Source organism: Reyranella sp., from assembly GCF_004297405.1.
Taxonomy (GTDB): Bacteria; Pseudomonadota; Alphaproteobacteria; order Reyranellales; family Reyranellaceae; genus Reyranella.
Genome location: NZ_SCVC01000008.1, coordinates 17,288 through 42,463, shown reverse-complemented (window position 1 = coordinate 42,463; position 25,176 = coordinate 17,288). Strand labels below are relative to the sequence as shown.

At 62.8% G+C, this 25,176-nt stretch carries 21 protein-coding genes; 17 read left to right on the top strand and 4 right to left on the bottom strand.

Going from position 1 to position 25,176, the window contains the following annotated elements:
- Positions 1 to 828 precede the first annotated feature (828 nt).
- The 13 genes from EPO50_RS07735 to EPO50_RS07675 all read left to right on the top strand — a co-directional run bounded on the left by EPO50_RS07735 (position 829) and on the right by EPO50_RS07675 (position 17,024).
- The gene (locus tag EPO50_RS07735; protein WP_296342637.1) at positions 829 to 1,539 is read left to right on the top strand and encodes an HAD family hydrolase; all 711 of its coding nucleotides are present in this window, start codon (positions 829 to 831) and stop codon (positions 1,537 to 1,539) included.
- A complete protein-coding gene (tal, locus tag EPO50_RS07730; RefSeq protein WP_296342635.1) occupies positions 1,536 to 2,621 on the top strand; it encodes a transaldolase in 1,086 nt (361 codons plus the stop codon). Before EPO50_RS07735 ends, tal begins: the two co-directional genes overlap by 4 nt.
- Before the next feature lie 24 nt (positions 2,622 to 2,645).
- Complete coding sequence (pgi, locus tag EPO50_RS07725) at positions 2,646 to 4,283, top strand: glucose-6-phosphate isomerase (protein ID WP_296342633.1); 1,638 nt, start codon at positions 2,646 to 2,648, stop codon at positions 4,281 to 4,283.
- Positions 4,283 to 5,191 (top strand): 2-deoxy-5-keto-D-gluconate 6-phosphate aldolase domain-containing protein, encoded by a 909-nt coding sequence (locus tag EPO50_RS07720; protein ID WP_296342631.1) that lies wholly within the window; start codon positions 4,283 to 4,285, stop codon positions 5,189 to 5,191. The genes pgi and EPO50_RS07720 overlap by 1 nt, the downstream gene beginning before the upstream one ends.
- 2 nt (positions 5,192 to 5,193) lie before the next feature.
- The gene (gene gnd / locus EPO50_RS07715; protein WP_296342629.1) at positions 5,194 to 6,207 is read left to right on the top strand and encodes a phosphogluconate dehydrogenase (NAD(+)-dependent, decarboxylating); all 1,014 of its coding nucleotides are present in this window, start codon (positions 5,194 to 5,196) and stop codon (positions 6,205 to 6,207) included.
- 24 nt (positions 6,208 to 6,231) lie between these two features.
- Complete coding sequence (gene tkt, locus EPO50_RS07710) at positions 6,232 to 8,289, top strand: transketolase (protein WP_296342627.1); 2,058 nt, start codon at positions 6,232 to 6,234, stop codon at positions 8,287 to 8,289.
- Between the two features lie 14 nt (positions 8,290 to 8,303).
- Positions 8,304 to 9,875 (top strand): glucose-6-phosphate dehydrogenase, encoded by a 1,572-nt coding sequence (gene zwf / locus EPO50_RS07705; RefSeq protein ID WP_296342625.1) that lies wholly within the window; start codon positions 8,304 to 8,306, stop codon positions 9,873 to 9,875.
- Between the two features lie 22 nt (positions 9,876 to 9,897).
- Positions 9,898 to 10,737 carry a Cof-type HAD-IIB family hydrolase gene (locus EPO50_RS07700; protein ID WP_296342623.1) on the top strand — a complete coding sequence of 280 codons (840 nt, stop codon included), beginning with the start codon at positions 9,898 to 9,900 and terminating at the stop codon, positions 10,735 to 10,737.
- Positions 10,725 to 11,450, top strand: a complete 726-nt coding sequence (pgl, locus tag EPO50_RS07695) for a 6-phosphogluconolactonase (protein WP_296342622.1) — start codon at positions 10,725 to 10,727, stop codon at positions 11,448 to 11,450. The genes EPO50_RS07700 and pgl overlap by 13 nt, the downstream gene beginning before the upstream one ends.
- 4 nt (positions 11,451 to 11,454) lie before the next feature.
- Complete coding sequence (gene rpe / locus EPO50_RS07690; protein WP_296342620.1) at positions 11,455 to 12,141, top strand: ribulose-phosphate 3-epimerase; 687 nt, start codon at positions 11,455 to 11,457, stop codon at positions 12,139 to 12,141.
- Positions 12,138 to 12,881, top strand: a complete 744-nt coding sequence (gene rpiA / locus EPO50_RS07685; protein ID WP_296342618.1) for a ribose-5-phosphate isomerase RpiA — start codon at positions 12,138 to 12,140, stop codon at positions 12,879 to 12,881. Before rpe ends, rpiA begins: the two co-directional genes overlap by 4 nt.
- A 20-nt stretch (positions 12,882 to 12,901) precedes the next feature.
- Entirely contained in the window at positions 12,902 to 15,535 is a 2,634-nt protein-coding gene (locus EPO50_RS07680; protein ID WP_296342616.1) for a glucosidase, read from the top strand.
- Positions 15,536 to 15,596: 61 nt separating this feature from the next.
- The gene (locus EPO50_RS07675) at positions 15,597 to 17,024 is read left to right on the top strand and encodes an alpha-amylase family glycosyl hydrolase (RefSeq protein WP_296342614.1); all 1,428 of its coding nucleotides are present in this window, start codon (positions 15,597 to 15,599) and stop codon (positions 17,022 to 17,024) included.
- On the opposite strand, the gene EPO50_RS07670 is transcribed toward EPO50_RS07675, so the two are convergent.
- Positions 17,021 to 17,263 (bottom strand): DUF4142 domain-containing protein, encoded by a 243-nt coding sequence (locus EPO50_RS07670; protein ID WP_296342660.1) that lies wholly within the window; start codon positions 17,261 to 17,263, stop codon positions 17,021 to 17,023. The genes EPO50_RS07675 and EPO50_RS07670 overlap by 4 nt on opposite strands.
- A gap of 1 nt (position 17,264) precedes the next feature.
- Between EPO50_RS07670 and EPO50_RS07665 the strand changes: the two genes are divergently transcribed.
- Positions 17,265 to 17,645 carry a FecR domain-containing protein gene (locus tag EPO50_RS07665; protein ID WP_296342612.1) on the top strand — a complete coding sequence of 127 codons (381 nt, stop codon included), beginning with the start codon at positions 17,265 to 17,267 and terminating at the stop codon, positions 17,643 to 17,645.
- Here the strand turns inward: EPO50_RS07665 and EPO50_RS07660 are convergent.
- Positions 17,591 to 18,634 (bottom strand): SGNH/GDSL hydrolase family protein, encoded by a 1,044-nt coding sequence (locus tag EPO50_RS07660; protein ID WP_296342611.1) that lies wholly within the window; start codon positions 18,632 to 18,634, stop codon positions 17,591 to 17,593. The genes EPO50_RS07665 and EPO50_RS07660 overlap by 55 nt on opposite strands.
- A 364-nt stretch (positions 18,635 to 18,998) precedes the next feature.
- Here EPO50_RS07660 and EPO50_RS07655 point away from each other — a divergent pair, with 364 nt between their 5' ends.
- Positions 18,999 to 20,057 carry a hypothetical protein gene (locus EPO50_RS07655; protein ID WP_296342609.1) on the top strand — a complete coding sequence of 353 codons (1,059 nt, stop codon included), beginning with the start codon at positions 18,999 to 19,001 and terminating at the stop codon, positions 20,055 to 20,057.
- Positions 20,058 to 20,139: 82 nt separating this feature from the next.
- On the opposite strand, the gene ispH is transcribed toward EPO50_RS07655, so the two are convergent.
- Positions 20,140 to 21,114 carry a 4-hydroxy-3-methylbut-2-enyl diphosphate reductase gene (ispH, locus tag EPO50_RS07650; RefSeq protein ID WP_296342607.1) on the bottom strand — a complete coding sequence of 325 codons (975 nt, stop codon included), beginning with the start codon at positions 21,112 to 21,114 and terminating at the stop codon, positions 20,140 to 20,142.
- Positions 21,115 to 21,511: 397 nt separating this feature from the next.
- Here ispH and EPO50_RS31520 point away from each other — a divergent pair, with 397 nt between their 5' ends.
- The gene (locus EPO50_RS31520; RefSeq protein ID WP_367268033.1) at positions 21,512 to 21,652 is read left to right on the top strand and encodes a 1-deoxy-D-xylulose-5-phosphate synthase N-terminal domain-containing protein; all 141 of its coding nucleotides are present in this window, start codon (positions 21,512 to 21,514) and stop codon (positions 21,650 to 21,652) included.
- Positions 21,653 to 21,851: 199 nt separating this feature from the next.
- On the top strand, positions 21,852 to 22,472 hold the full coding sequence (locus tag EPO50_RS07645) for a phospholipid-binding protein MlaC (RefSeq protein ID WP_296342605.1): 621 nt from the start codon (positions 21,852 to 21,854) through the stop codon (positions 22,470 to 22,472).
- A 21-nt stretch (positions 22,473 to 22,493) separates the two neighbouring features.
- Here the strand turns inward: EPO50_RS07645 and EPO50_RS07640 are convergent, their stop codons facing one another.
- Complete coding sequence (locus EPO50_RS07640) at positions 22,494 to 25,097, bottom strand: MMPL family transporter (RefSeq protein ID WP_296342658.1); 2,604 nt, start codon at positions 25,095 to 25,097, stop codon at positions 22,494 to 22,496.
- Between the last annotated feature and the right edge of the window lie 79 nt (positions 25,098 to 25,176).

Sequence of the window (25,176 nt, the reverse complement as noted above, 5' to 3'; positions counted from 1 at the left end):
GAACCCGAAACCGAATGGGGCGAGTTCCTTGAGGAGCTGGCTACGCCGGCAAGCATCAGCGGATGCCACTCTTGGAGGCTGTGATTGCCAAGCCCGAGAGACTTTGCCCGGAATCGGCATGTTCACTCCCTGCGCCGAAAGAGTCGTCGGTCTCTCGTGTCACTCCAAGCGGGAAAAGTGCCGAATAAAGGGGCTTATTGGTCGGACCGCCCGCTGCCGGTGTTAGTGGCAGCAGCTGGGTGGTAGTGGGGCCAGTCCAGTACGAACCGTTCTCCACGGTAATTCCCTGTTAACAGGGAAAATAGCAGGGAACATCGGACTAGTGCTCCAGGTACGGACTGGTTGGAATGGCGCCCAAAGCCGCTATTTCCCGGCATTGGCGGGGAATCCCCTTCGCTGGATTTGGAAGCTCCTGCTAGGGAACAGGGAATTCCAAACACAGGATCAGGGATCGCAAACGCCATAGCAGGGATATGAGAGCGATGGAGCAGGGACGCCATCGACCGCCCTCGGAGGTGATTCTGAGGCCGCTCGCATGTGCGCCGGCTGGAGGCGTTGCGCCGAACCCCTTGCCCGCGAGGACCTGGACCCAACAAGCGTGGGGACCACAGGAGGCGCCGCACTGCGGGGCGGATCAAGTGTGGTGGCGGAGAAGGCGGCGAACCCATACTGGGGCCGCCAGGCTGGAAATCATAAGCCAGCCGCATGTGCAATCGACTGCGCTTGCGCATGACGTGGGCATGCCGACCCTGCGAGGGCAAGGATTTGTCTTTGCCATCCCGTAGGGGCATGATGGCTTGGGGGCGCTAGCTGCACAGGATATGCTGCATGGCACGGCCTCATCCGATTGTCTTCCTCGTCGACGTAGACAATACGCTGGTCGACAATGACGGCATCCAGCAGGATCTGAAGGACCATCTCGAACAGACCTATGGCCTCGCTGCCCGTGAGCGCTATTGGAGGATCCTGGAGGATCTGTTCACGGAGCTGGGCTATCGCGACTATATCGGAGCCCTTCAGCGCTTCCGCGTCGAACACCCGCGCGAGGTTGAGCTCTTGGCGATGTCTTCCTTCCTTATGGATTACCCTTTCGCTGCGCGCCTCTATCCAGACGCGCTGGAGGTACTGAGACGATTGCGCAGTCTAGGTCCGACCGTAATCCTGTCGGACGGCGACGTAGTCTTTCAACCACGCAAGGTCGAGCATGCGGGCCTGGCCCGCGTCGTGGATGGAGATGTGCTGATCTATATTCACAAGGAAGAGGCTCTCGATGACGTCGAGCAGCGCTACCCGGCCGAGCATTACGTTCTCGTGGATGACAAGTTGCGCATCCTGGATGCGGTCAAGCAATTTTGGGGTGAGCGCGTGACGACCGTGTTCCCGCGCCAAGGCCAGTATGCGCATGACGACAAAGTTGTGAGCGCCTTGCCGGCCGCAGACGTAACAATCGAGCGCATCGGCGATTTGCTCGACTATGACTTGGTGCGGCTGCGCACGGCGGCGCGGCGCTTCGCATCCAGCCCGGAGGTGACACGATGAAACCAACCAAGAGGCTCCATGACCTTGGCCAGAGCCTGTGGCTCGACAACATCACGCGCGAGCTGCTGAACAACGGGACGCTGCAACGCTACATCGACGATCTTTCGGTGACGGGGCTCACGTCGAACCCGACGATCTTCGACAATGCGATCAAAAGCAGCGCCATGTATGACGAGGACATCTCCCGCACGGCGTCGTCGGCCAAATCGGGCGAAGACCTGTTTTTCCCCTTGGCGCTGGCGGATTTGACCCGTGCGGCCGACTTATTCCAGCCTGTATTCGCCCGGACGGATGGGGTGGACGGCTGGGTATCGCTCGAAGTGTCGCCTCTTCTGGCTCACGACACCGACAGTACCCTGGCGGCCGCGCTCGATCTTCATAAGCGCGCCGGCAAACCCAATCTCTTCATTAAGATTCCTGGCACTCCGGAAGGTCTGCCTGCCATCGAAGCGGCCATCTTCGCGGGTGTTCCGGTTAATGTCACACTGCTCTTCTCTCGCGAACAATACGTTGCGGCAGCCGGAGCGTATCTGCGCGGTGTCGAGCGGCGCATCGCGGCGGGCCTGAGCCCGGCCGTCGCCTCGGTGGCCTCGCTCTTCGTCAGCCGCTGGGATGTCGCGATCAGCGGGAAGGTTCCGGCCGAGCTCATCAACCGGCTCGGCATCGCCGTCGCGCAGCGCGCCTACAAGGCCTATCTTGAGTTGTTGGCGTCGCCACGCTTCCAGCGTGTGGCCAACGCGGGCGGCCGTGCCCAACGTCTGCTTTGGGCCAGCACCGGCACCAAGGATCCGAAAGCGTCCGACGGCCTGTACGTCAAAGCGCTCGCCGCTCCCTTCACGGTCAACACCATGCCCGAGGGCACCCTCAATGCATTCGCCGATCATGGCGAGGTCGACCAAATACTCGCGCCCGATGGAGGCGACTGCGAGAAGGTCCTGGCCAACTTCGCCAAGGCTGGCATCGACATTGATGCGCTCGCGGTTCGCCTTCAGGACGAAGGTGCGGCATCGTTCGTCAAGTCCTGGAACGATCTGATGACCCGCATAGAGTCCAAGCGTGTCACGATCCGCAAGGCAAGCTGACTACCATCTGCAAGGGAACAATCAATGAGCGTACAGGCTTTGCATTTGCGTCCCGCCTGGGCGGCGCTGAAGAAGCACCATCAGAAGGTCAGGCGTGTCCAACTGAGGCAGCTCTTCGCCAAGGATCGTGAGCGCGGGACGCGCTTGGCGATCGAGGCCGCCGGAATCTATCTGGACTATTCAAAAAATCGGATCACCGACGAAACCCTGGGATTGCTTGTTCAACTTGCCCAGGAGTCGGGGTTGCGGGATCGCATCGACGCAATGTTCCGTGGTGACAAGATCAACACCTCGGAGCAGCGCGCAGTGCTTCATGTCGCCCTGCGCGCGCCGCGAGGTGCGTCCATCATCCACGACGGACAGAATGTGGTACCCGAGGTCCATGCCGTTCTGGACAGAATGGCGACGTTCGCCGAGCGTGTGCGCAGTGGCGCCTGGCAGGGCCATACCGGCAAGCGCATCCGCAATGTAATCAACATCGGCATCGGCGGCTCCGACCTTGGCCCCGTAATGGCCTACGAAGCGCTGAAGCACTACAGCGAGCGGGCGATGACGTTCCGCTTCGTCTCCAATGTCGATGGCACGGACTTTGCCGAGGCGGTGCAGGCTCTCGATCCCGCGGAGACGCTTTTCATCGTTTCCTCCAAGACCTTCACGACACTGGAAACGATGACCAATGCGCACACCGCGCGAGACTGGCTGCTGAGTGGGTTGAATAACGAGCCTTCGGCCACGGCCAAGCATTTTGTCGCTGTTTCCACCAACGCCGAGAAGGTGGCGGAGTTCGGTATCGACACGGCCAACATGTTCGGCTTCTGGGACTGGGTCGGTGGACGCTACTCGATGGATTCAGCCATTGGTCTGTCGACCATGCTCGCCATCGGGCCGGACAATTTCCGGGCCATGCTGGAGGGCTTCCATGAAGTCGACGAGCATTTCCGCACGGCACCGTTCGAGCGCAACTTGCCAGTGCTGATGGGCTTGCTCGCCATCTGGTACAACAATTTCTTCGGTGCCCAGACGATTGCCGTGCTGCCCTACGAGCAGTACCTGAAGCGCTTTCCCGCCTATCTCCAGCAACTCACCATGGAGAGCAACGGCAAGCACGTCACACTCGATGGCCGGCCGGTGAACTACGACACAGGGCCGGTCTATTGGGGCGAACCCGGCACGAACGGTCAGCATTCCTTCTATCAGCTGATCCATCAGGGAACCCGCCTGATCCCTTGCGACTTCATCGCCTTCGCCCGCACCCTTAATCCGCTCGGCCGGCACCACGATATGCTGCTGGCAAACGTCTTTGCCCAGACCGAAGCGCTGGCCTTCGGCAAGACCGCCAAGCAGGTCGAGGCCGAGGGTACTCCCGAATGGCTCGTGCCCCATCGTCTGTTCGAGGGCAACCGCCCATCGAACACTATCCTGCTCGATGAATTGACACCGGCCGCGCTTGGAAAGCTGGTGGCGCTCTACGAGCACAGCGTGTTCACTCAAGGCGCAATCTGGCAGATCGATTCCTTCGACCAGTGGGGCGTGGAACTCGGCAAGGCGCTCGCTCAGCGGATCATCCCCGAGCTCGAGGATGTAGCGGAGCCCAAGCTCGAGCACGACAGCTCGACCAACGCACTGATCCGCCGCTATCGCAAGATGAAGGGCGGCACCTGATGCCGCGGGGATACGATCGGCCGCTTTACATCCAGCCGTTCGATCATCGCGGTTCCTTCCAGAGCGGGCTGTTCGGCTGGAAGCCGCCGCTCAACGACCGCCAGACCGCCGAAATCGCCGGCTCCAAGCAGATCATCTATGACGGCTTCCGCTCGGCGCTGGCCGGCGGCGCGCCCGCCGAAAAGGCCGGCATTTTGGTGGACGAGCAGTTCGGCGCCGCGATCCTTCGCGATGCGAAGGCCAAGGGTATCGCGACCGCTTGTCCGGCCGAGAAGAGCGGCCAGGAAGAGTTTGACTTCGAGTACGGCGAGGAATTCGCGCGCCATATCGAGGCCTTCGACCCGACTTTTTGCAAGGTGTTGGTGCGATATAACCCGGAGGGCGATCGCTCGCTGAACCAGCGGCAGGCAGGGCGATTGAAGCGCCTCTCCGACTACCTCTCGGCGCGCAGCCGCAGCCGTTTCATGTGCGAGCTCCTGGTGCCACCCGAAAAGCCTCAGCTCGACGCGCTCAAGGGGGACAAGCGGGCCTACGATCTACAAGTCCGGCCGCACCTTATGGTGGAGGCCATTCACGAACTTCAGAAAGCCGGTGTCGAGCCTGATCTCTGGAAGATCGAAGGCCTCGATCGCCGTGAGGATTGCGAGGCGGTCGTGGCGGCGGCGCGGGCGGGCGGACGCGACCATGTCGGCTGCATCGTGCTGGGCCGCGGCGAGAACGATCAGAAGGTCCGCGAGTGGCTCGGAACCGCCCGGAAGGTACCGGGCTTCATCGGCTTTGCCGTCGGCCGCACCGTCTTCTGGGATCCGCTTGTCGACTGGAAAGGCGGGAAAGCCTCGCGCGAGCAGGCGGTCGCGCGGATCGCCACCCGCTATCGCGAGTTCGTCGATCTCTTCGAAGGGAAGTGACCATGCAATTGGGAATGATCGGCCTTGGCCGGATGGGCGCGAACATGGTGCGCCGCCTACTCAAGGGCGGCCATGAATGCGTGGTCTTCGACATGTCGGCAAAGGCAGTGGCCGAGCTGACGACGGAAAAAGCCGTTGGCACCGCTTCGCTGGCCGAGTTCGTCGGGACCCTGACGAAACCGCGCGCAGTCTGGCTGATGGTGCCCGCCGGTGTGGTCGACAAGACGATCGCCGACCTGCTTCCACATCTCGAGGCCGACGACATCGTGATCGACGGCGGTAATTCCTACTATGTCGACGACATCCGCCGCGCTCACGAGCTCGCATCCAAACGCATCCACTATGTCGATGTGGGCACCAGTGGCGGCGTCTGGGGACTGGAGCGTGGTTATTGCATGATGGTTGGCGGCGAGGCCGAGGTTGTGAAGAACCTCGATCCGATCTTCGCGACTCTTTCACCAGGCATCGGGGATATCCCGCGCACGCCGGGACGCGAGAAAGCCGGCGGCACTTCCGAGCATGGCTGGCTGCATTGCGGACCTAACGGCGCCGGCCACTTCGTGAAGATGGTGCACAACGGGATCGAATACGGCGTGATGGCGGCGTACGCCGAAGGAATGGCTGTTCTCAAGGCCGCCAATATCGGCAAGAGATCGGGCGCGGTCGACGCCGAGACCACACCCCTGCGGGATCCCGAACACTATCAGTACGATCTCAACCTTCCGGACATTGCCGAAGTCTGGCGCCGCGGCAGCGTGATAGCGTCCTGGCTGCTCGATCTCCAGGCTGCCGCCCTGATCAAGGACCCTGCCTTGTCGAAGTTCAGTGGACGGGTGTCCGATTCCGGGGAAGGCCGCTGGACCATCAAGGCAGCCATCGACGAGGGGGTGCCGGCCCATGTGCTTTCCGCTGCGCTCTACGAGAGGTTCAGCTCGCGCGGCGAGGCGGACTTCGCAGACAAGCTGCTATCGGCCATGCGTTACGAGTTCGGTGGGCATATCGAGAAGAAAGCCTGATCACAGCAAAGGCAAGGATCGGCCATGACCCAGGAAGAGCTTGATCAACTGGCGGTCAACACCATTCGCACGCTGTCCATCGACGCCGTCCAGCAGGCGAAGTCGGGCCATCCCGGTACGCCGATGGCGCTGGCACCGCTGGTCTACACAATCTGGAACCGGATCATGCGTTTCGATCCGAAGGATCCGATCTGGCCTAACAGGGATCGCTTCGTGCTGTCGAATGGCCATGCCTCGATGCTGCTGTGGTCCGTGCTCTATCTGACACAAACCCAAGCGGTGAATGCCGACTACGAGAGCCTGGGTAAGCCGTCGGTGACACTCGACGACATCCGCCGTTTCCGCCAGCTCGAGAGCAAGGCGCCTGGCCATCCGGAGTATCACTGGGTGTCAGGCGTCGAGACGACCACGGGGCCGCTGGGGCAGGGGATCGCCACCAGCGTCGGCATGGCGATCGCACGCAAGTGGCTGGCCAGTCGCTACAACAAGCCGGGCTTCGAGTTGTTCGACTACGACATCTACGCGGTGTGTGGCGACGGCTGCCTGATGGAGGGTGTCGGTTCCGAGGCAGCTTCGCTCGCCGGACATCTCGGGCTCGACGAGCTGTGCTGGATCTACGACAACAACCACATCACGATCGAGGGCAGCACGAAGCTTGCCTTCACGGAAGATGTCGCTGCGCGCTTCCTCGCCTATCGCTGGAATGTGCTGCGGGTCGGCGACGCCAACGATCTCGATCGCATCGAGGATGCGCTCGAGATATTCCGCAAGACCGAAGGCCGGCCGACGTTGATCGTCCTGGACAGTCACATCGGCTACGGGTCTCCTCACAAGATCGATACCGCGGCCGCCCACGGTGAGCCTTTGGGGGAGGACGAGGTCCGGCTCACCAAGCGGGCATATGGTTGGCCGGAGGATGCCAAGTTCCTCGTGCCCGATGGGGTCATGGAGGCGTTCGATGCCGGCATTGGCGCGCGCGGCGCGGAGGCGCGGCAGCGCTGGGAGGTGCTGCTTGTCGACTACCGCACGAAATACCCGGAACTCGCCGCCGAGATCGACCAAATGCAGCGCCGTGAGTTGCCGTCGGAATGGGATCGCAATCTGCCGAGCTTCAAGGCTGATCCCAAGGGCATCGCCGGCCGCGATGCCTCCGGCGAGGTGCTGAATGTGCTCGCCCAGAACATTCCCTGGTTCCTCGGTGGATCGGCGGATCTCGGCTCGTCGAACAAGACGAGCCTGAAGTTTGCCGGCGCGGGCGACTTCGAGGTGGGCAGCCCCGGCGGGCGCAATTTCCATTTTGGCATCCGCGAGCACGCCATGGCGGCGATCGTCAACGGGATGTCACTGTCCAAGCTCAGGGCCTTCGGCGCGACCTTCTTCATCTTCAGCGACTATGCTCGTCCGGCGATTCGGCTTTCCGCCCTCATGGAGCTGCCGACCATTTTTGTCTTCACCCATGACGCCATGGGTGACGGAGAGGATGGTCCGACGCATCAACCGGTCGAACAGCTCGTATCGCTGCGTGCCATCCCCGGCCTGGTGGTGTTGCGGCCGGCCGACGCCAACGAAGTCGTCGAGGCCTATCGTTACGTCACCCAGCTTCGTCACCAGCCGGCGGTGCTGGCGTTGTCGCGCCAACCCTTGCCGACGTTCGACCGGGCCAAGTACGCGTCGGCGGCCGGCGTTGCCCGCGGCGCCTATGTCATGGCGGACGCAACTGGCGGACCGCCGGAGATCATCCTCATCGCCTCCGGCAGCGAGGTCGCGCTGATCGTCGAGGCTCAAGAAGCACTGACCGCCAAAGGCATCCGGTCGCGTGTCGTCTCTATGCCTTCGTGGGACATCTTTGAGCACCAACCGGCTGCGTACCGAGAAGAAGTCCTGCCGCGTGCTGTGAAGGTACGGCTCGCCGTCGAGCAGGCATCGGCGCTGGGTTGGGAGCGTTACGTGGGTGACGAAGGGCGAGTCATCGGCATGAAAGCCTTTGGCGCCTCTGCACCGCTCAAGGAGTTACAGCGCAAGTTCGGTTTCGAGCCCGGTCATGTCGTGGCGACCGCTCTGGAAATGCTCGGGCGCAAATAGAGCAGGAGGAAGCCATGTCGGAAAGACAGGAACGCGCCAGCGCGAGCAAGAAGCCCGCCACCGGCGACACGGTGCCCGTGGCGCCACCCTGCGCCATGGTCATCTTCGGCGCTGGTGGCGATCTTACCAAGCGACTGATCATGCCGGCGCTCTACAACCTGGTGACGGCAGGGCGTCTGCCCGACGGCTTCCGTATCGTTGGCGTCGATCACGGCCGCCGGACGGTGGAAGAATGGCGACAAGGCCTCACCGATATGATGAAACAGTTCGTCGCCAGCCATGAAGGGGAGTTCCAGGCCGACCGCCTCGATCAAAAAGCGTGGCAGTGGCTCGGCGAACGCATGAGCTACGTGCAGGGTGAGTTCGAAGATGCCGACGCCTACAAGCGCATCGGCCAGCACCTTGCCGAACTCGACAAGACTGCTGGCACTGCTGGCAACTATCTCTTCTACCTTGCCGTCGCCGATCGCTTCTTCGAGACCGTCGTCGAGCGCCTGGGCGCCGCCGGCCTGGTCGGCGAACAGAACGGTCGCTGGCGGCGGGTCGTCATCGAAAAGCCCTTCGGACACGATCTGCCGTCGGCCAAAGCGCTCAATGCGTCGATCCTCAAGGTCCTGGAGGAGCGGCAGATCTATCGAATGGACCATTTCCTCGGCAAGGAAACGGTCCAGAACATCATGGCGCTGCGCTTTGCCAATGGCCTGTTCGAACCGCTGTGGCGCCGCGAGCACATCGACCACGTCCAGATCACCGCGGCCGAGACCGTCGGCGTCGAGAGCCGCGGCAGGTTCTACGAACAGACCGGTGCGCTACGCGACATGGTGCCCAATCATGTCTTCCAGCTCCTGTCGCTCACCGTCATGGAGCCACCGACGTCATTCGATGCCGAGGCCGTGCGTGGCAAGAAGGCCGAAGCTATCCAGGCCATCCGTTCTCTGAAACCGGGCCGGGTCGAACGCGATGTCGTCCGCGGCCAGTACGGGCCGGGCACTGTCTTGGGCAAGCCCGTGCTGGGCTATCGCCAGGAGCCCAACGTCTCACCCAAATCGAACATCGAGACCTATATCGCTTGGAAGCTTCAGATCGACAACTGGCGCTGGGCGGGCGTGCCGTTCTATCTGCGCACTGGCAAGCACCTCAAGGCACGCAAGACCCAGATTGCCATCCGATTCCACCAGGCGCCGCACGCGATGTTCCGCGGAACGCATGTCGAGAAGATGAATCCCAACTGGCTGATCCTGCGCATCCAGCCCGATGAAGGAATCGCCCTTCAGTTTGCCGCCAAGCGCCCTGGCCTCGCCATGACGCTCGGGAATGTCAGCATGGATTTTTCCTACAAGTCCTACTTCGACGCCAAGCCTTCTACCGGCTACGAGACACTGATCTATGACTGCATGGTCGGCGATGCGACTCTGTTTCAGCGCGCGGACAACATCGAAGCGGGCTGGCAGGCGGTGCAGCCCATCCTCGATTACTGGCCCGAGCATGCGCCGAATGACTTCGCCAACTATGCCGCCGGAAGCGACGGGCCGGCCGCTGCAGACGCGTTGTTGACGCGCAGTGGGCGTGCCTGGCGGCCACTTTGAGCATTGCACGGCGGAGTGTCCAATGGCTGAGAAGAGGAAAATCTCCCTGGTGCTGGCGGACGTGGACGGCACGCTCGTCACCGAGGAGAAGGTGCTGACCGAGCGCGCCCAAGCCGCCGTGCGCAACCTGCGAGGCGCCGGCATCCGTTTCGCCATCACCAGCGGCCGACCGCCCAAAGGCATGGCCATGCTGACGGATGCGCTTCGTCTCGATACGCCGATTGCCGGTTTCAACGGCGGGCTTGTCGTGAAGCCGGACCTCACGATCATAGAAGAAAGGATCGTGCCGGCCGACGTCGCCGCCAAGTCGATCGAGCTGCTGCGAACCCACGGCCTCGATGTCTGGGTTTATTGCGGTAATGACTGGCTGGTTGGCAAGGCCGATGGACCGCACGTGGCCCACGAGGCCTGGACCGTCAAGTTCTCGCCCAAGATCGTGGCGGACGTCGGCGAGAAGCTCGACCAGGTCGCCAAGGTCGTCGGTGTCAGTGACGATCTGGACAAGGTGGCGCGCTGCGAGGCAGATGCCCGAGCGGTTTTTGGTGAGCGGGCGACGGCAAATCGCTCGCAGCCCTATTATCTCGACGTGACGAACAAGGACGCGAACAAGGGCGCGGTGGTGGACTTTCTCTCGCGGCATCTCGGCGTGCCCCTCGCGGAGATCGCGACCATAGGCGACCAACCCACGGACGTACCCATGTTCAAGCGGTCGGGCTTCAGCATCGCGATGGGCAATGCGTCCGATCAAGTCAAGGCGCAGGCGAGTGTCGCCACCGATTCCTACAATGACGAAGGCTTCGCCAAGGCGATGGAGCGATTCATCCTGGGCGCGTCGGATCGAGGTGCGGCATGGGCGAGATGAGAGGGCGCGTCGAGACCCTTGCGGATCCACCGGCTCTTGCGCGCCATGTGGCCGAATGGATGACCTTGGCGGCGCTAGCAGCGAAGGGCCCGTTTCGGGTGTCGCTTTCGGGCGGCTCGACACCGAAAGCTCTCTTCGCGTTACTCGCTTCTGACGAGTTTGTCGGGCGTTTCCCGTGGCCACAGGTCTCCTGGTACTGGGGCGACGAACGGTTCGTTCCTTACGATCATCCGGAGAGTAATTACCGGATGACCCGGGAGGCGATGCTGGATAAAGCGCCCGTACCGCCCGGACATGTCCATCCTGTCCCAGCCGACGGCACGCCGGAGGAGGCCGCCGCACGCTACGAACGGACTCTGCAGGCAACCTATGGTGCCGCGGTGCTGGACCCGGAGAAGCCGCTCTTCGACATCACCTTGCTCGGGCTCGGGCCCGACGGGCATACCGCTTCGCTGCTGCCGGACGAGCCGGTGCTGGAGGAGCGCAAGCGATGGGTCGCTGCTGTCTCGCACGGCCGGCCGGAGGTTCGCATCACCATGACCTATCCGGTGATCGAGAGCAGCCGGCGGGTCGCCTTCCTGGTGGCAGGCAAGGAGAAAGCCGCGATCTTCAGGAAGATCCGCGCTGGTGGTGGCGACGTGCCGGCGGCGCGCGTGAGGCCTGTCGGTGAGCTCATCTGGTTCGTCGATCGGGCAGCGGCGGGGGAGGATTAGGACGATGGCTGCCTCCATCCTCGTGGCGCCTTCGGTGCTGTCGGCCGATTTCGCGCGCCTGGGGGAGGAGGTCCGTGCTGTCGATGCTGCTGGCGCCGATTGGATTCATGTCGACGTGATGGATGGCCGCTTCGTGCCTAACATCACCATCGGCCCGGTCGTGCTCCAGGCCATTCGTCGCTCGACGGCCAAGCCGCTCAATGTCCATCTGATGATTGTCGAGCCGGAGCGCTATCTCGCCACGTTCGCCGAAGCCGGCGCCGACCACCTGCTGGTCCAGGCTGAACCTGGTTCGACCATCCATCTGCATCGGGTGCTGAGCCAGATCCGGGCGCTCGGCAAGAAGGCGGGCGTGGTGCTCGACCCGGCGAGTCCGCCGGAACTTGTCGAGTATGTCCTGCACCTCTGCGACATCATTCTCGTCATGACGGTCAATCCCGGATTTGGCGGGCAATCGTTCTTGCCCGAGATGCTGCCCAAGATTCGGCGCCTCCGGCAGATGTGCGGGCAGCGCGGCCTCGATCCGGTGATCGAGGTCGATGGCGGGGAGAACGAGACGACCGCGCGACAGGCAGCTGGGGCAGGGGCCACCGCGATCGTGGCCGGCTCGGCGATCTTCGGCACAAAGGATTACAAGGCCGCCATTGCCGCGATCCGGGCAAGTGCGGCCGCAGGGGCGGCCACGCCATGAGTACCGCCGCGATCCCTGCCGATGCCGAGCGGGCCGCGTTCAAGCGCGCGGCGGCGGAGGCGGCAGTCGAACTGGTCCAGGATGGCATGGTCGTCGGGCTCGGCACGGGCTCGACAGCGGCCTTCGCAGTCGACGCTCTTGCCCGGCGTCACCGACAGGGGCTGCGCTTTGTCGGTATTCCCACGTCGGAGCGAACGGCGACGCAGGCACGGGAGGCGGGCATTCCCCTCACCACGTTCGCGGAGCATCGACAGCTCGACCTCACGATCGATGGCGCGGACGAGGTCGAGCGCGGCACCCTCAACCTAATCAAGGGATTGGGCGGGGCATTGTTGCGCGAGAAGATCGTTGCCGCCGCAAGCCGGCGCCTAGCCATTGTTGTCGACGGCGCCAAGCTGGTGGATCGGCTGGGAACGCACGCACCGGTTCCCGTGGAAGTCGTCACTTTCGGGCTGGAATCGACCCGCGCCGCCCTCGAAGCGCTTGGCGCCAGCGTCCAGTTGCGCCACTCGTCGGCGCGCGAACCTTTCGTCACCGATGGCGGCAACCGCATTCTCGATTGCAGTTTTGGGCCTATCCTCGATCCGGCACGCTTGGAGGAGCGTATCGGACGCATCGTCGGTGTGGTTGAAAGCGGCCTGTTTATCGGCCGCGCTGATCCGGTCTTCGTTGCCGATGCGACCGGAGTCCATCGTCTCGGTGTTTCCACGGCGGGCGGCCAAGGCGTGATACGCGCGTAGACGCATTGAAGGATCGGTGCATGCCGGCGAAGACGAATCCTGAGGAGCGACGCCTGGAAGAGGCGAACGCACGCCAGCATCTCTGGCGGAAATGGGGCCCTTATATCAGTGAGCGTCAGTGGGGCACGGTGCGCGAAGACTACAGTGCCGATGGAGATGCCTGGAACTACCTTCCCCATGAGCATGCGCGCAGCCGCGCCTATCGCTGGGGTGAGGATGGCATCGGCGGGTTTTGTGACAGCAAACAGCGTCTGTGCATCGCCGTCGCGCTGTGGAACGGCAAGGATCCCATCCTCAAGGAGCGCATGTTCGGCCTGAGCAACCGGCAGGGCAATCACGGCGAGGACGTCAAGGAACTCTACTATTATCTCGACGCGGTGCCGACCTACAGCTACGCGCGGATGCTCTACAAGTATCCGCAGGATGAATTTCCCTACGATCGTCTGGTGCGGGAGAATGCGCGGCGCGACAGGCAGCAATCCGAGTTCGAGATCATCGACACCGGCATCTTCGATGCCGACCGCTATTTCGACGTCGATATCGAATATGCAAAGGCCGGTGCCGGCGACATCCTCCTGCGGTTGACCATCAACAACCGCGGGCCCGAAGCTGCGGCGATCCACGTGCTGCCCCAGGTCTGGTTTCGCAACACCTGGAGCTGGTTTGCAGATGGCCGCAAACCGTCTTTCGAGCGCGCCGGGGACAATGTCGTGGTCGAGCATGAGAAACTCGGAACCTATGCGATCCACTTCGACAGGCCCGACGAAATCAAGTTCTGCGAGAACGAGACCAATGTCGCAAAACTATATGGGTGTGCTGGCGCAGGCTCATTGTACAAGGACGGCTTCCACGACTATCTGGTGAAGGGCCGGAAGGATGCGGTCGATGCCACCAAGGGCACAAAGGCGGCCGGGATCTATCGGCGAGTCGTTCCGGCTGGCGCCAGCACGACTAGCCGGGTCAGGCTCAGCTCGGGGCACGTCAAGCCTGACCCCTTTGCGGACTTCGAGCAGGTCTTCGAGCTGCGCAAATCCGAGGCGGATGCCTTCTATGCGGAGCTACAAAGCAACGTGCCGGACGAGGACCTCCGTCGCATTCAACGTCAGGCGTTCGCGGGCGTTCTCTGGTCGAAGCAGTACTTCCACTACGACGTCACGGAGTGGCTGGACGGCGACCCGGTAGAACCCAAGCCACCCAAGAGTCGCCTCACCGGACGCAACAGCGAATGGCTTCATGCCAACATGGAAGACGTCGTCTCGATGCCGGACAAATGGGAGTTTCCCTGGTTCGCTGCTTGGGACTGGGCCTTCCATCTGACCACGCTGGGCCACCTCGATCTCGAGGATGCCAAGCGTCAACTGATCCTGCTGTGCCAGTCCTGGTACATGCACCCTAATGGGCAGTTACCCGCCTACGAGTGGAACTTCAGCGACGTCAATCCACCTGTGCAGGCCTGGGCGGCCTTACGCCTCTACGATGCCGAGCGGCGGAAAAGCGGCAGAGGTGACCGGAAGTTTCTCGAGACCGTCTTCACCAAGCTACTGCTCAATTTCACCTGGTGGGTGAACCGTAAGGATCCGCGCGGCCTGAACGTCTTTCAGGGTGGCTTCCTCGGCATGGACAATATCGGCGTCTTCGACCGGTCGGCTCCGCTGCCGGTGAATGGCACGCTGGTGCAATCCGACGGGACGTCCTGGATGGCGATGTACAGCTTGAACATGCTGCGGATCGCCATCGAGCTGGCGCAGGAAGACGATGTCTATCAGGACATCGCGACCAAGTTCTTCGAGCACTTTCTGATGATCGGCGGTGCGATGACCAACCTCGGCGGCGAGGGGTTGGGGTTGTGGGATGACGAAGACAATTTCTTCTACGACTGGCTCGTCATGGGCAATGGGGAGGCAACGCCTCTGCGCGTTCGCTCGCTGGTCGGTCTCATTCCGATGTTCGCCGTCGAGGCCATCGACGCGACCCTGCTGAAGAAGATGCCGCTGTTCGCCAAGCGGCTGGATTGGTACCTGCGCTATCGTCCAAAGCTTGCGTGTCTGGTGTCCCGCTGGAACACGCCCGGCGCCGACGATACGCGCCTGCTCGCGATACTCCGTGCCTTCCGCTGCACCAAACTGTTGGCACGAGTTCTGGACAAGGACGAATTCCTATCGGACTACGGCGTCCGGTCCTTGTCGCGCTTCCATCTCGAACGCCCGTATGTCTTCGAAGCCGGCGGCTTTCGCTCCGAAGTCAAATATGTTCCGGGCGAATCGGCGAGCGATCTCTTCGGCGGAAACTCCAATTGGCGCGGGCCGATCTGGATGCCGATCAACTATCTGATCATCGAGAGCTTGAACCGGTTCCATGCCTTCTACGGTGACGACTTCCGCGTCGAATGTCCGGTCGGGTCCGGCCGGACGGCGTCGTTGAAAGAGACCGCTGACGAGTTGCGCAACCGTCTGATCAGTATCTTTCGGCGCGACGAGAACGGGCGACGTCCCGTCTTTGGTGCCTATGAGAAGATGCAGACCGACCCGCACTTCAAGGACTACATCCTCTTTCACGAATATTTCGACGGTGATCGCGGCCACGGCCTGGGCGCCTCGCATCAGACGGGCTGGAGCGGCTTGGTCGCCAACATGATCGCGGAGCTGCATGACTAGGGAAAGCCGCGCGCGCTATTCCTCGCTGTACGAGATCAACACGAGGGTCTGGCTTCGCCGGTTGTCCCGCGCGGCGGGAAAGCCGGTCACCCTCGCGGATGTCGATGACGCCACCCTGGACGACCTTGCGCGTCGTGGGTTCGACTGGATCTGGCTCCTGAGCGTGTGGCGGACGGGCGCGGCCGGCCGGGCCGTGTCGCGCAGCAACCCTGCCTGGGAGCCCGAGTTCCGGGCGGCGTTGCCGGACCTCACGGAAGAAGATATCTGCGGGTCGGGTTTCGCCATCAGCGCCTATGAGGTCGACGAAGCGCTGGGCGGGAGGGCCGCGTTGGCCGAGTTCCGTGCCCGGCTCGCTGCCCGCGGTCTGCGGCTCATGCTTGATTTCGTGCCCAATCATACGGCGCTGGATCATCCCTGGGTCAGTAGGCATCCCGATTTCTATGTCCAAGGTGACGAGCAGGCTCTGGCTGCCGCGCCGGCTGATTATTGCCGGGTCGCGACGGATCAGGGCGCTCGCATCCTGGCCCATGGGCGCGATCCCAATTTTCCTGGCTGGCCGGACACGCTGCAGCTGAACTATGCCAATCCAACGCTGCAGGCCGCGCTGATGGCGGAACTGGCCATGATTGCCGAGCACTGCGACGGGCTGCGCTGCGATATGGCAATGCTCGTCCTGCCGGACGTCTTCCGGCGCAGTTGGGGCCTGACACCGCCGGCGTTCTGGCCGAAGGCGATCGCGGCAGTGCGCGAAGCTCATCGAGGTTTCACGTTTCTGGCTGAGGCCTATTGGGATTTAGAGTGGGAGTTGCAGCAGCAGGGCTTCGACTACTGCTACGACAAGCGTCTTTATGATCGCCTCCGTCATTCCGATGCCGGCGCCGTTCGCGCCCATCTGGGAGCCGGGCTCGACTATCAAGATCGGCTGGCGCGCTTCCTCGAGAACCACGACGAACCGCGCGCGGCGGCGGTCTTTCCCTGGCCGCGCCATCAGGCGGCTGCCATCGCTGCGTCTTTCGCGCCGGGCCTAAGGTTCTTTCATGAGGGCCAGTTGGACGGCGCACGTGTCCGTGTGCCGGTGCATTTATGCCGTGGTCCGCTCGAATCCCGGAACGCGGAGATCGCCGACTTCTACGACAGGCTCCTTGGGGAACTGACGAAGACCGACACGTTTCGCGATGGTGCCTGGTCGCTGATCCCGCCTCGATCGGCTTGGGCCGGCAATCCGACCTGGCAGGATTTAATCTCCTATGCTTGGCACGCGCGCGACGGCCGCGACTACGCCGTCGTCGTCAACTATTCGGATCATCGGGCGCAATGCCATCTGCGGCTACCGTTCGCCAACCTGGCGGGCCGTCAATTTCAGCTCATCGACGTGATGGGAAGCGAAGTCTATCATCGAGATGGCACCGGTTTGATCGATCCCGGCCTCTTCATCGATCTGGAGGCATGGCGCTACAATGTCTTCAGGCTAAATTCCGTTGGATCCTAATCAAGCCGCGATAGTACCATCGTGGCGAAGACATCAGCAGGCAAGAGTTCTGGGCTTTTGTCGAGCTCTTCTTGGTGTGCCTTGTCGAGGCTGGTGGGCAGGGTCGCCTGAACCTTGCCGCCGTCGACTAGCGCTATCAGTTCGGTCGACGTCTCAGTACGGTCCTTGATCATCTTGTCGGCAAACTGCTTGGCTTGGTCGTTTTCGGCCTTCGCAAAGGCAAGCTTGCTCGTCTCGATTGTGGCTTCAGGCCGACGGCGTCACGTCGACGCGGAGTTTCGCGACCTCGTGCTGGAGGACGGCAGCCGCGTCGCGCTCGATGCCGGCAGTGCCATCGCGGTCGACTATACGGCCTCGCAGTGTAGCGTCTGGCTGCTGGCGGGGCAGGCCTTCTTTGAGGACGTTCCGTCGAGGCAGCGGCCGTTCGTCGTGGCGGCGAGTGGCATCGACGTCGAGATCGCAGGCACGGCCTTCAACGTGGCGACATCGGAGAACGGCGTCGCCCAGGACAACCTCGATCCTCAGGCCGTGACGTGTGATCTATCTTCGTATGCTTCCGGTGAAGCTCAGAACAGTCCAACAGAACGCTTCAGTTCCTCAAAGAGCAGGCGGTGTCCCTGAGCCGAGAAGTGCACATCGCCAGGAATGAAGTACCTGCCCACCGCGATGTCAGGTGGTTTCTGGAAGAACGGGGCAAAGCCATCGACGAAGCGTACGCCACGCTCGGTCGCCCATTGCCGCCAGTGAGTGACCTGGATGCTGTTGCGGTCGCCCGCTTTGACATTGTCGGGCCAGGGATAGACGACCAGGGTGAGCTGGCATTTCCACTCGCCGCAAATCTCGACGATCTTGTCCAGGTTCTCAGCTGCCAACTCCAACCCGCGGCGGCCCCATTCGTCCATGATCCTGGGATCGAGGCTCCAGCGCGCACGCCAGCTCTCATCGGGCGCCGCCGAGCCGAACGGCATGGCGAGCCAGAGATTGTAGAGCAGGCGGAAAGTCGCGAAGCTGCCGAGCAGGAACTGGCCTGCGTCGAACCAGCGGTGCGACGGCGCCATCATAATCGTGCCGTCGTCGCTGGCGCGATAGACGATGGCATCGTCTGTGATGTCCGAGAGATCGAGGAAGACATATATTTCGGCAGGCTTGATGGCCAGCTTCTCGGCAGCCGCCCTGATCTTGCGATGGTATATGATAGGGCTGAAGGACAATACGCCGAGATCCCACACCGCCTTCCTCTGGCCGGCCGCTTGGCACGCCATCAGCCCGACGAAGGTTTCCTCGTACGGCACCCCGAGACCCTCAGTGAACGAATCGCCGACGGCGAAAATGGCGGGCTTGCTCTTGTCGCCTTCGCCCGGCGCACAGGTGCCGGTCCGGAAACCATAACCGTCGGTGCGAAAGGGATAGAGGATCTTGCCCCAGGGTCGCATGGAGTTCTGGTTTGGAGCGAGGTCGTGATGCCAGGGGGCATGGACATAGGCTTGGGTATAGGCGGTCGCGGCATCGGCCCAGTTGCGCTTCCAGTCGGAAAAGACTGTGGCTAGCAGGATGTAGTCCGCCGTGAGCGTGATGGCGAGGATCGCACAGACCTGGCCAAGGATGCGCAACAGTCGCTTCCGCACAGGATTAGTCCCCCTGCAGTCGGCTGGGCAGGTCAATGACGAAAGCCGCTCGTGGTGGAGGGCAAGGAAAGGCTACTGCGCAGGTAATCCGAGGGAAAGTCCATTACCGTCGTCCCCGCCGCCATGGGCGGCCCTGTCGTAGGGTGGGTCAGGTAACCAGGTAACCGTACGAGCCAGCGACCTCGCGCAGACGTCCTGCATTGCATGACGACTGCACGCGCGGAGCGTGACAGGAAGCGCGCGCGCCACGGACCGATTGCGTGCGCCGCAGTTCGAGTGTTCTATGTTGAACATTGCGGCATTCGCCCGCCCGAAGAAGCCCACTATTTCAAACTGAGACAGTGCTTCGATGTCTGTAATCAGGCCAAAAACGGGCGATGTGCTTGAGGGTGGAGTTGCGCGACTCCTCGAGGAAGCGGTGTTCCGCTTCGTTCCGCCGGAAGGCGCCAAGCAGCCCGCCACGCTGTCGATCGTCGAGGCTGCCAACCGGACCGCGCGGCATTGGACAAGTGTCGAGGCCGGGCCCCTTGCTCCGGGCTCCGCCGCTCACAAGCGCGCAATCTGCGCGATGTTCCAGGAAACATTTAACCCCTATCGCCCCTCGGTGATCGCCTGGCCGACGCTCAGTCCCGACGAGTTACGGCGTTTGCAATCGCTGCCCATCTGGGACATTGCGGTACAGACGGAAGGTCGGGCGCGTCTGAGCTTTGCCGCCTATGCCGATGGCCTGGAGGATCAGGCGTTTCGCCGGGCCATCATGCTGAATGCCTGGGAAGAGCATCGCCACAAGGAGGTCCTCGGTCATCTGGTGCGCACCTACGGCATCGAGCTGGCGGAGGAGCCGCCGTACTTGCCGCCGCGAGATCGGGAGTTTGCCTTTCTCGTCACAGGTTATTCCGAATCGATCGACAGCTTCTTCGCCTTCGGGCTTTTCGACCTGGCTAAGCAAGCTAGTTTCTTTCCCGCGGAACTCGTCGAGACGTTTGAGCCTGTGATCCAGGAGGAATGCCGGCACATCCTGTTCTTCGCCAACTGGCTGGCATGGCACCGCGCCAATCTCAATTGGTGGCGTCGCATCCGGTTCGAGCTGCGTGTGGCGGTGGCCTGGGTTTACATCGCCGGGCTGCGCGTCGGCCTTGCGCGGAGTGTGGGCACCAACAGGAAAACCACGCGGGAGGAAAGCAACTTCACGGTTAACGGCGCCCAGGCGGTGACGTCGGTCGAAGTCGGATTCTTCGATCTGATAAAAATTTGCCTGCAGGAAAACGACCGACGACTGGCAGGCTATGATTCGCGTCTGTGCCGGCCGACTCGCATTCCGGCGTTGGCGCGCTGTGTGGTCGCAGTCGGCAAACTCTGGCCGGGCAAGAAACGGAACAACGGCTCGGGCATCAGCGCCAGTGGATAGCGCTCGCGGCCGCTAATGCTGACGCAGCAGGTAGGCGCCAATGCTGGCTGCCTATCGGAGAGGCAGCCTCAGGCTCACTGCCCTACCTCACCATCGTGGCAGAGGCCTTGCGCGACCTTTTCGACCTCGGCTTCGCCGCTCTGAGCTCGGGAGGCATGCGGAACTCGATGTTCTCGCGCACCCCGTCCAACTGCTCGACATCGATCTCGCCGTGCCGCCGCAGCGCTGCGATGACGTTGAGGACCAGGTCCTCGGGCGCCGAGGCGCCGGCGGTGAGTCCTACGGTCTGCACGCCGCGGAGCCACGCCGGATCGAGCTCGCTGCCGTCCGAGATCAGGTAGCTGGGTAACCCCTGTTCGATCCCAATCTCGCACAGCCGGTTGGAATTTGAGCTGTTGCGGCTGCCGACAACCAACAGCAGATCCGCCACCGTGCAGAGGTCGCGGACTGCCGACTGACGATGCTGCGTGGCGTAGCAAATGTCGGAAACGTTGGGCCCTTCGAGGTCGCTGAACCGCGCATGCAGCGCGGCGATCACTCCGCGCGTATCGTCGACGCTGAGCGTCGTCTGCGTGACGTAGGCGACGGGTGCGTCGTCGGGCAGGTCGAGCCGGACGACGTCCTCGACCGTCGAGACGAGATGCACGGGCGCGCCGACCTGTCCCATGGTCCCCTCGACCTCGGGATGGCCGGCGTGGCCGATCAGAATCAGCACCCGGCCGCGTGCCACGTAGCGCTTGCCCTGGAGATGGACCTTCGAGACCAGCGGGCATGTCGCTTCTAGCACGGGCAGGCCACGCGTCTTCGCCTCATCGATGATCGACTGGGACACGCCGTGCGCGCTGAAAATCGTGACGGCGCCGTCGGGAATCTCGTCCAGCTCCTCGACGAACACAGCGCCCATGCGCTTGAGCCGTTCGACGACGTGTCGGTTGTGCACGATCTCGTGCCGCACGTAGACCGGTGCGCCGAATTTCTCGAGTGAGCGCTCCACGATCTCGATCGCGCGCACCACGCCGGCACAGAAGCCTCGAGGCTGCGCCAACACAACTCGCATTCCAGATCTCCTTACTGGGCGCAAGCCAGATGCGAATGGCTTTCGTGGGCTGTCTCACCCGGTAGGCAATACAACCTACGTCCGGCAAACGACGCGTGGGTTCAGCTGCCCACGCCGGAGGCTACATTTCCAGACGATACGATTGTCCGCTACGGTCGCCGCGGCCGCAAGCACTCCAGCGCATGAAGGACCCGTGCGCTTTGGAGGGCGACCCTTTCGCCATCGGAACTGGCAATGCGCCGGCTTGCATTGCTGCCATGTCCGCGGCGTGTGGTGCGGCAGGAAGTAGCGGGTTAGCTCAAGCTGGAGTGATCAAGCACACACGAAGGCGCACTGAACGATCGGTCAGGACCGTGCCTTCCAAGAAGCCATTCTCGGCCGCAAAACGGCGGCCGATTTGCGCAATCTGTCGACAGAGCAGCTGAACGATCTCGCCGCGGACTTGCGTACCGAGACAGTCGACGCGGTTTCCGTCATCGGCGGGCACTTTCGGTCGCGTGGTCAAACTGACGGTGGCGCCACACGTAGCGTTCGATGACGGGCCTTCGCAAGAAAGGCCGGCGGCAGATGTCTCGCCCGAGCCGCTTTTAAGCCCCAATTGCGGCGCGGCATTATGCGGTGTACCCGCCGTATGTACTTGTTCCGACGCGGCAGTGATCTAAATCATCCTCATCACGCCGCTGTCAGCAATTGCTTGCAAGGAGAGATCAGTGTCGTCGTTTGTCCGCCGTCGAAGCGTGCTGCGTTTTGCCATTGGCGGAGGCGCCATCGCCCTCATCGGCCCTGGCTTTGCCGTCATGACGGCGAAGCAGGCGGTGGCCGAGCAGGATCCCGCGGGTCAGCTCGTCCAGAGAGCGGCGGACCAGGTGATCGAGGTCGCCAAGGCCAACGCTGGGGCGGCGCGCGAGGCCGGCATCAGACGGGTGCTCGAGGCCCATTTCGACCTCGCTTACATGGGCCGCTCGACGCTCGGCAACTATTGGAACCAGGCCACTCCCGAACAACGCGAACGCTTCCTCAAGGCCTCTGCAAGCGCAGAGGCGCGTGCCTATGCGGAGCGGTTCGGCCAATACCGCGGCCAGACGCTGTCTGTGGGTCGCATCAATACCCGGGGAAACGGTGTGTTCACCGTCGAGAGCAAGCTCAACCAGAGCAATAGCGATCCGGTTGCCGTCCAGTGGGAGGTGCGCAATGAAGGCCAAGGCTTGCGCATTGTCGACGTCAAGACTGAGGGCGTCAGCATGATCATGACCAGGCGGGCGGATTATGTTTCCTATATTCGGAAGCACGGCGGCCAGGTCGAATCGCTGATCGAAGAGCTGGAAGCTCGTGCCAAGCAGCGAACCACGCAGCAATAGCCTCGATCACCACTCCAGAGACTAAGCTGTCGCGCTGATCGTCCGGGTCGCCGGTTGCGCCAGCAGAGCCGGACGAAACAGCACGGTGACAAGTAGTTCCCATGCCAGCGAGATCATCAGCAGCCGGCCCATGCTGGCGGTACCGGGATGGCTCGACAGCCAAAGCGCACCGAAGGCCGTGGCCGTCGTCATTGCGCTGAAGACCACAGCCCGCATCAGGCTCGACTGCAGCATGGCCGTCTCGCCGGCGCGCCAGGCGAGCACAAAGTAGATGTTGAAGGCGACACCGACGCCAAGCAGCAGCGGCAAGGCAATAATGTTGGTGAAATTCAGCGGCAGGTCGAGGGCCGCGCAAGTGCCGAACGTCAGAAGGCCGCTCAAGATGACGGGCAGCATGGTGAGCACAACATCGCGCACCCGGCGCAGCACGGCGACGAGCAGCAACGTAATGGCCAGGAAGGAGTAGGTGCCAGCCTGCAGGAACGCGTGGACGATGCTCTCGCCCGATGCGACGGTGGATATCGGCCAACCGGTCGCATCCGGCGCAACCGACTGAACCGCCTGCGCGAACCGCCGAAGGGATGCGTCGCTGTGATCGTCCTTCGGCAGGACCAGCAGCCGGACGCGCGCATCCAGGGTCATCCAGTCGGCAATGAGTTCCTTTGGCAAGGTCTCGATGGAGATCGGGCGCGCCTTCAACTGGGTGCGCACTTGGTCGAGCATGATCTTGAGCGGCGTCACCACGGCCGCTGCCGCGCTGGCGCGAACCGCCGGCGTGGCGGTTTTTAGACGGTCGAGCACGTCAGCCAGGCGACGCGCCGATGCAGCGGCTGCCGCGTCAAGGCTGTGTTCCGCCGCTACCCGTAGCGAGATTGCCGTCGCCCCGAGCCGCTGTTGCAGCTCTGCGTCCGTTGCCGGCTGCGCAGGCTCGACGTCAAGGACGGGCTCGACCACGTCCACAGCATCGCCGATCAGCACCAGCTTTTCCTTCTGGTTCTCGGGCATGAAGCTGTTGAGGCTGACGACGCGGGACACTTCCGGCAGATCGGCCAGCCGGCGCGCCAGCGGCGCCGCGTCGGCAAGCGACGGCGCCAGGATGTTGATGGCGTCGAGGCTCCAGTTGCGATCGTGTTGCATGTCGCGCAGCGTCGCCATCGACTCGACCCTGGGACTCTTGAGGTTGAGCGGATTGTAGTCGAAGCGCAGCAACGGCAGCAGGGCAGCGGCCGCGGTTGCGGCAAGCAGCGCCACAATGAGTACGGCGCGGCGATGGCGATGCACGAGATCGTCGACCGGCGCCAGCAAGGTGAATCCGACCTCCTTCAAGCCGGCTTGCGGCGCGCGCAGCAGGAGCAAGACTGTCGGCAACAGGCTAATGGTCAGCGTGAAGGCGACGATCATGCCGAGGCCAGCAATGGTTCCCAGCTCGGCCACGCCGAGGTAGCTGGTTGGCAGAAAGGCGAAGAAGCCTACGCCGATGGCCGCGGCCGACAAGGCCAGCGCCCTGCCGATGGTTTTGCCGGTCGCCACGAGCGCGGCCTCGAGGTTCGGCCGGACGAGCCGTTCGGCAAGAGTGCGCACGCTGAACTGGATGCTGAAGTCGACGCCGAGCCCGACGAACAGCGGGATGAAAGCGACGGAGATCAGGTTGAAGCGGCCGACGGCCAACAGGCCGATCGCTGCCGTGATGACCAGACCGATCAGCGTGGTGCAAATGATCGCAAACGTGATGCGTGTCGAGCGGACCGCCAGCCAGAGGATGCCGATTAGCGCCGCGGCCATGGCGGCCGTGATCAGGCCCGCATCGTCGGCGAGCGAGGCGAACTCCTCGTCCGCCAACGGCACTTGGCCGGTGAGGCGCACAGTGACACCATGAGCGGGATCCAGATTTAGCAATCCCGCCATTGCGCGAATGGCGTCGCTCGCGCCCTGGCCGGGCTGCAACTGACCGTAATCCATCTCGGGCTGAACAAGGATGAGCCGTCGCTTGTCTCCGAGATCGGGTGCGTCGCCGGTGACCAGCGTGCGCCAGGAAAAGTAGGCCGGTTGTCCGGCCACCGCCTTCTCGAATGTCCCCGCCAGCGCGTTGAGCTGGGGCTCGATGTCCTTGAGCTTCACGTCGCCGCCCTCGATGCCCAGCAGGGTGACGTTAAGCATCTTCATTGCCCCGGCCAGGCTGGGATCGGCGGCCAGCGCCGACAGGAGCGGCTGTACCTTGATCAGGGCGTCTGTGACCGACCTGACATCGTCCATGGGCAACAGCAGCAGGCCGTTGCGCTCGAAGAACCGGCCGCCGTCCGGCTGGCGTACATTATGGAAAAGATCGGGTCGCTGCTGCAGTGCCGAGGCGAGTCGCTTGGCCCCGTCATCGGCGAGCTCCGGCGTCGCGCCGTCGACTACGATCATGGTCAGGTTTTGCAATTGCGGGAATGCCTTGTCGAACTCGATCCCGCGCTTGCGCCAATCCAGCTTGGGCGAGATCAACTGGCTGGTCTCGGCCGTCATGGCGAAGTTCTGGGACAGGTAGACGAGGGCCGCCGCCGTCGCCGCGAGCGCGCCAAGCAGCACGATCAGGGAATGCCGGATGCTGACCGCGACAGTACGACCGACCAGCGAAGTGCCCATGGACAAGAAGCGCCTCGAGGATTGATGCAATGACTGGCAGGACACCACTAGGCATTCGCGCCGACTTTGCAACCTATGC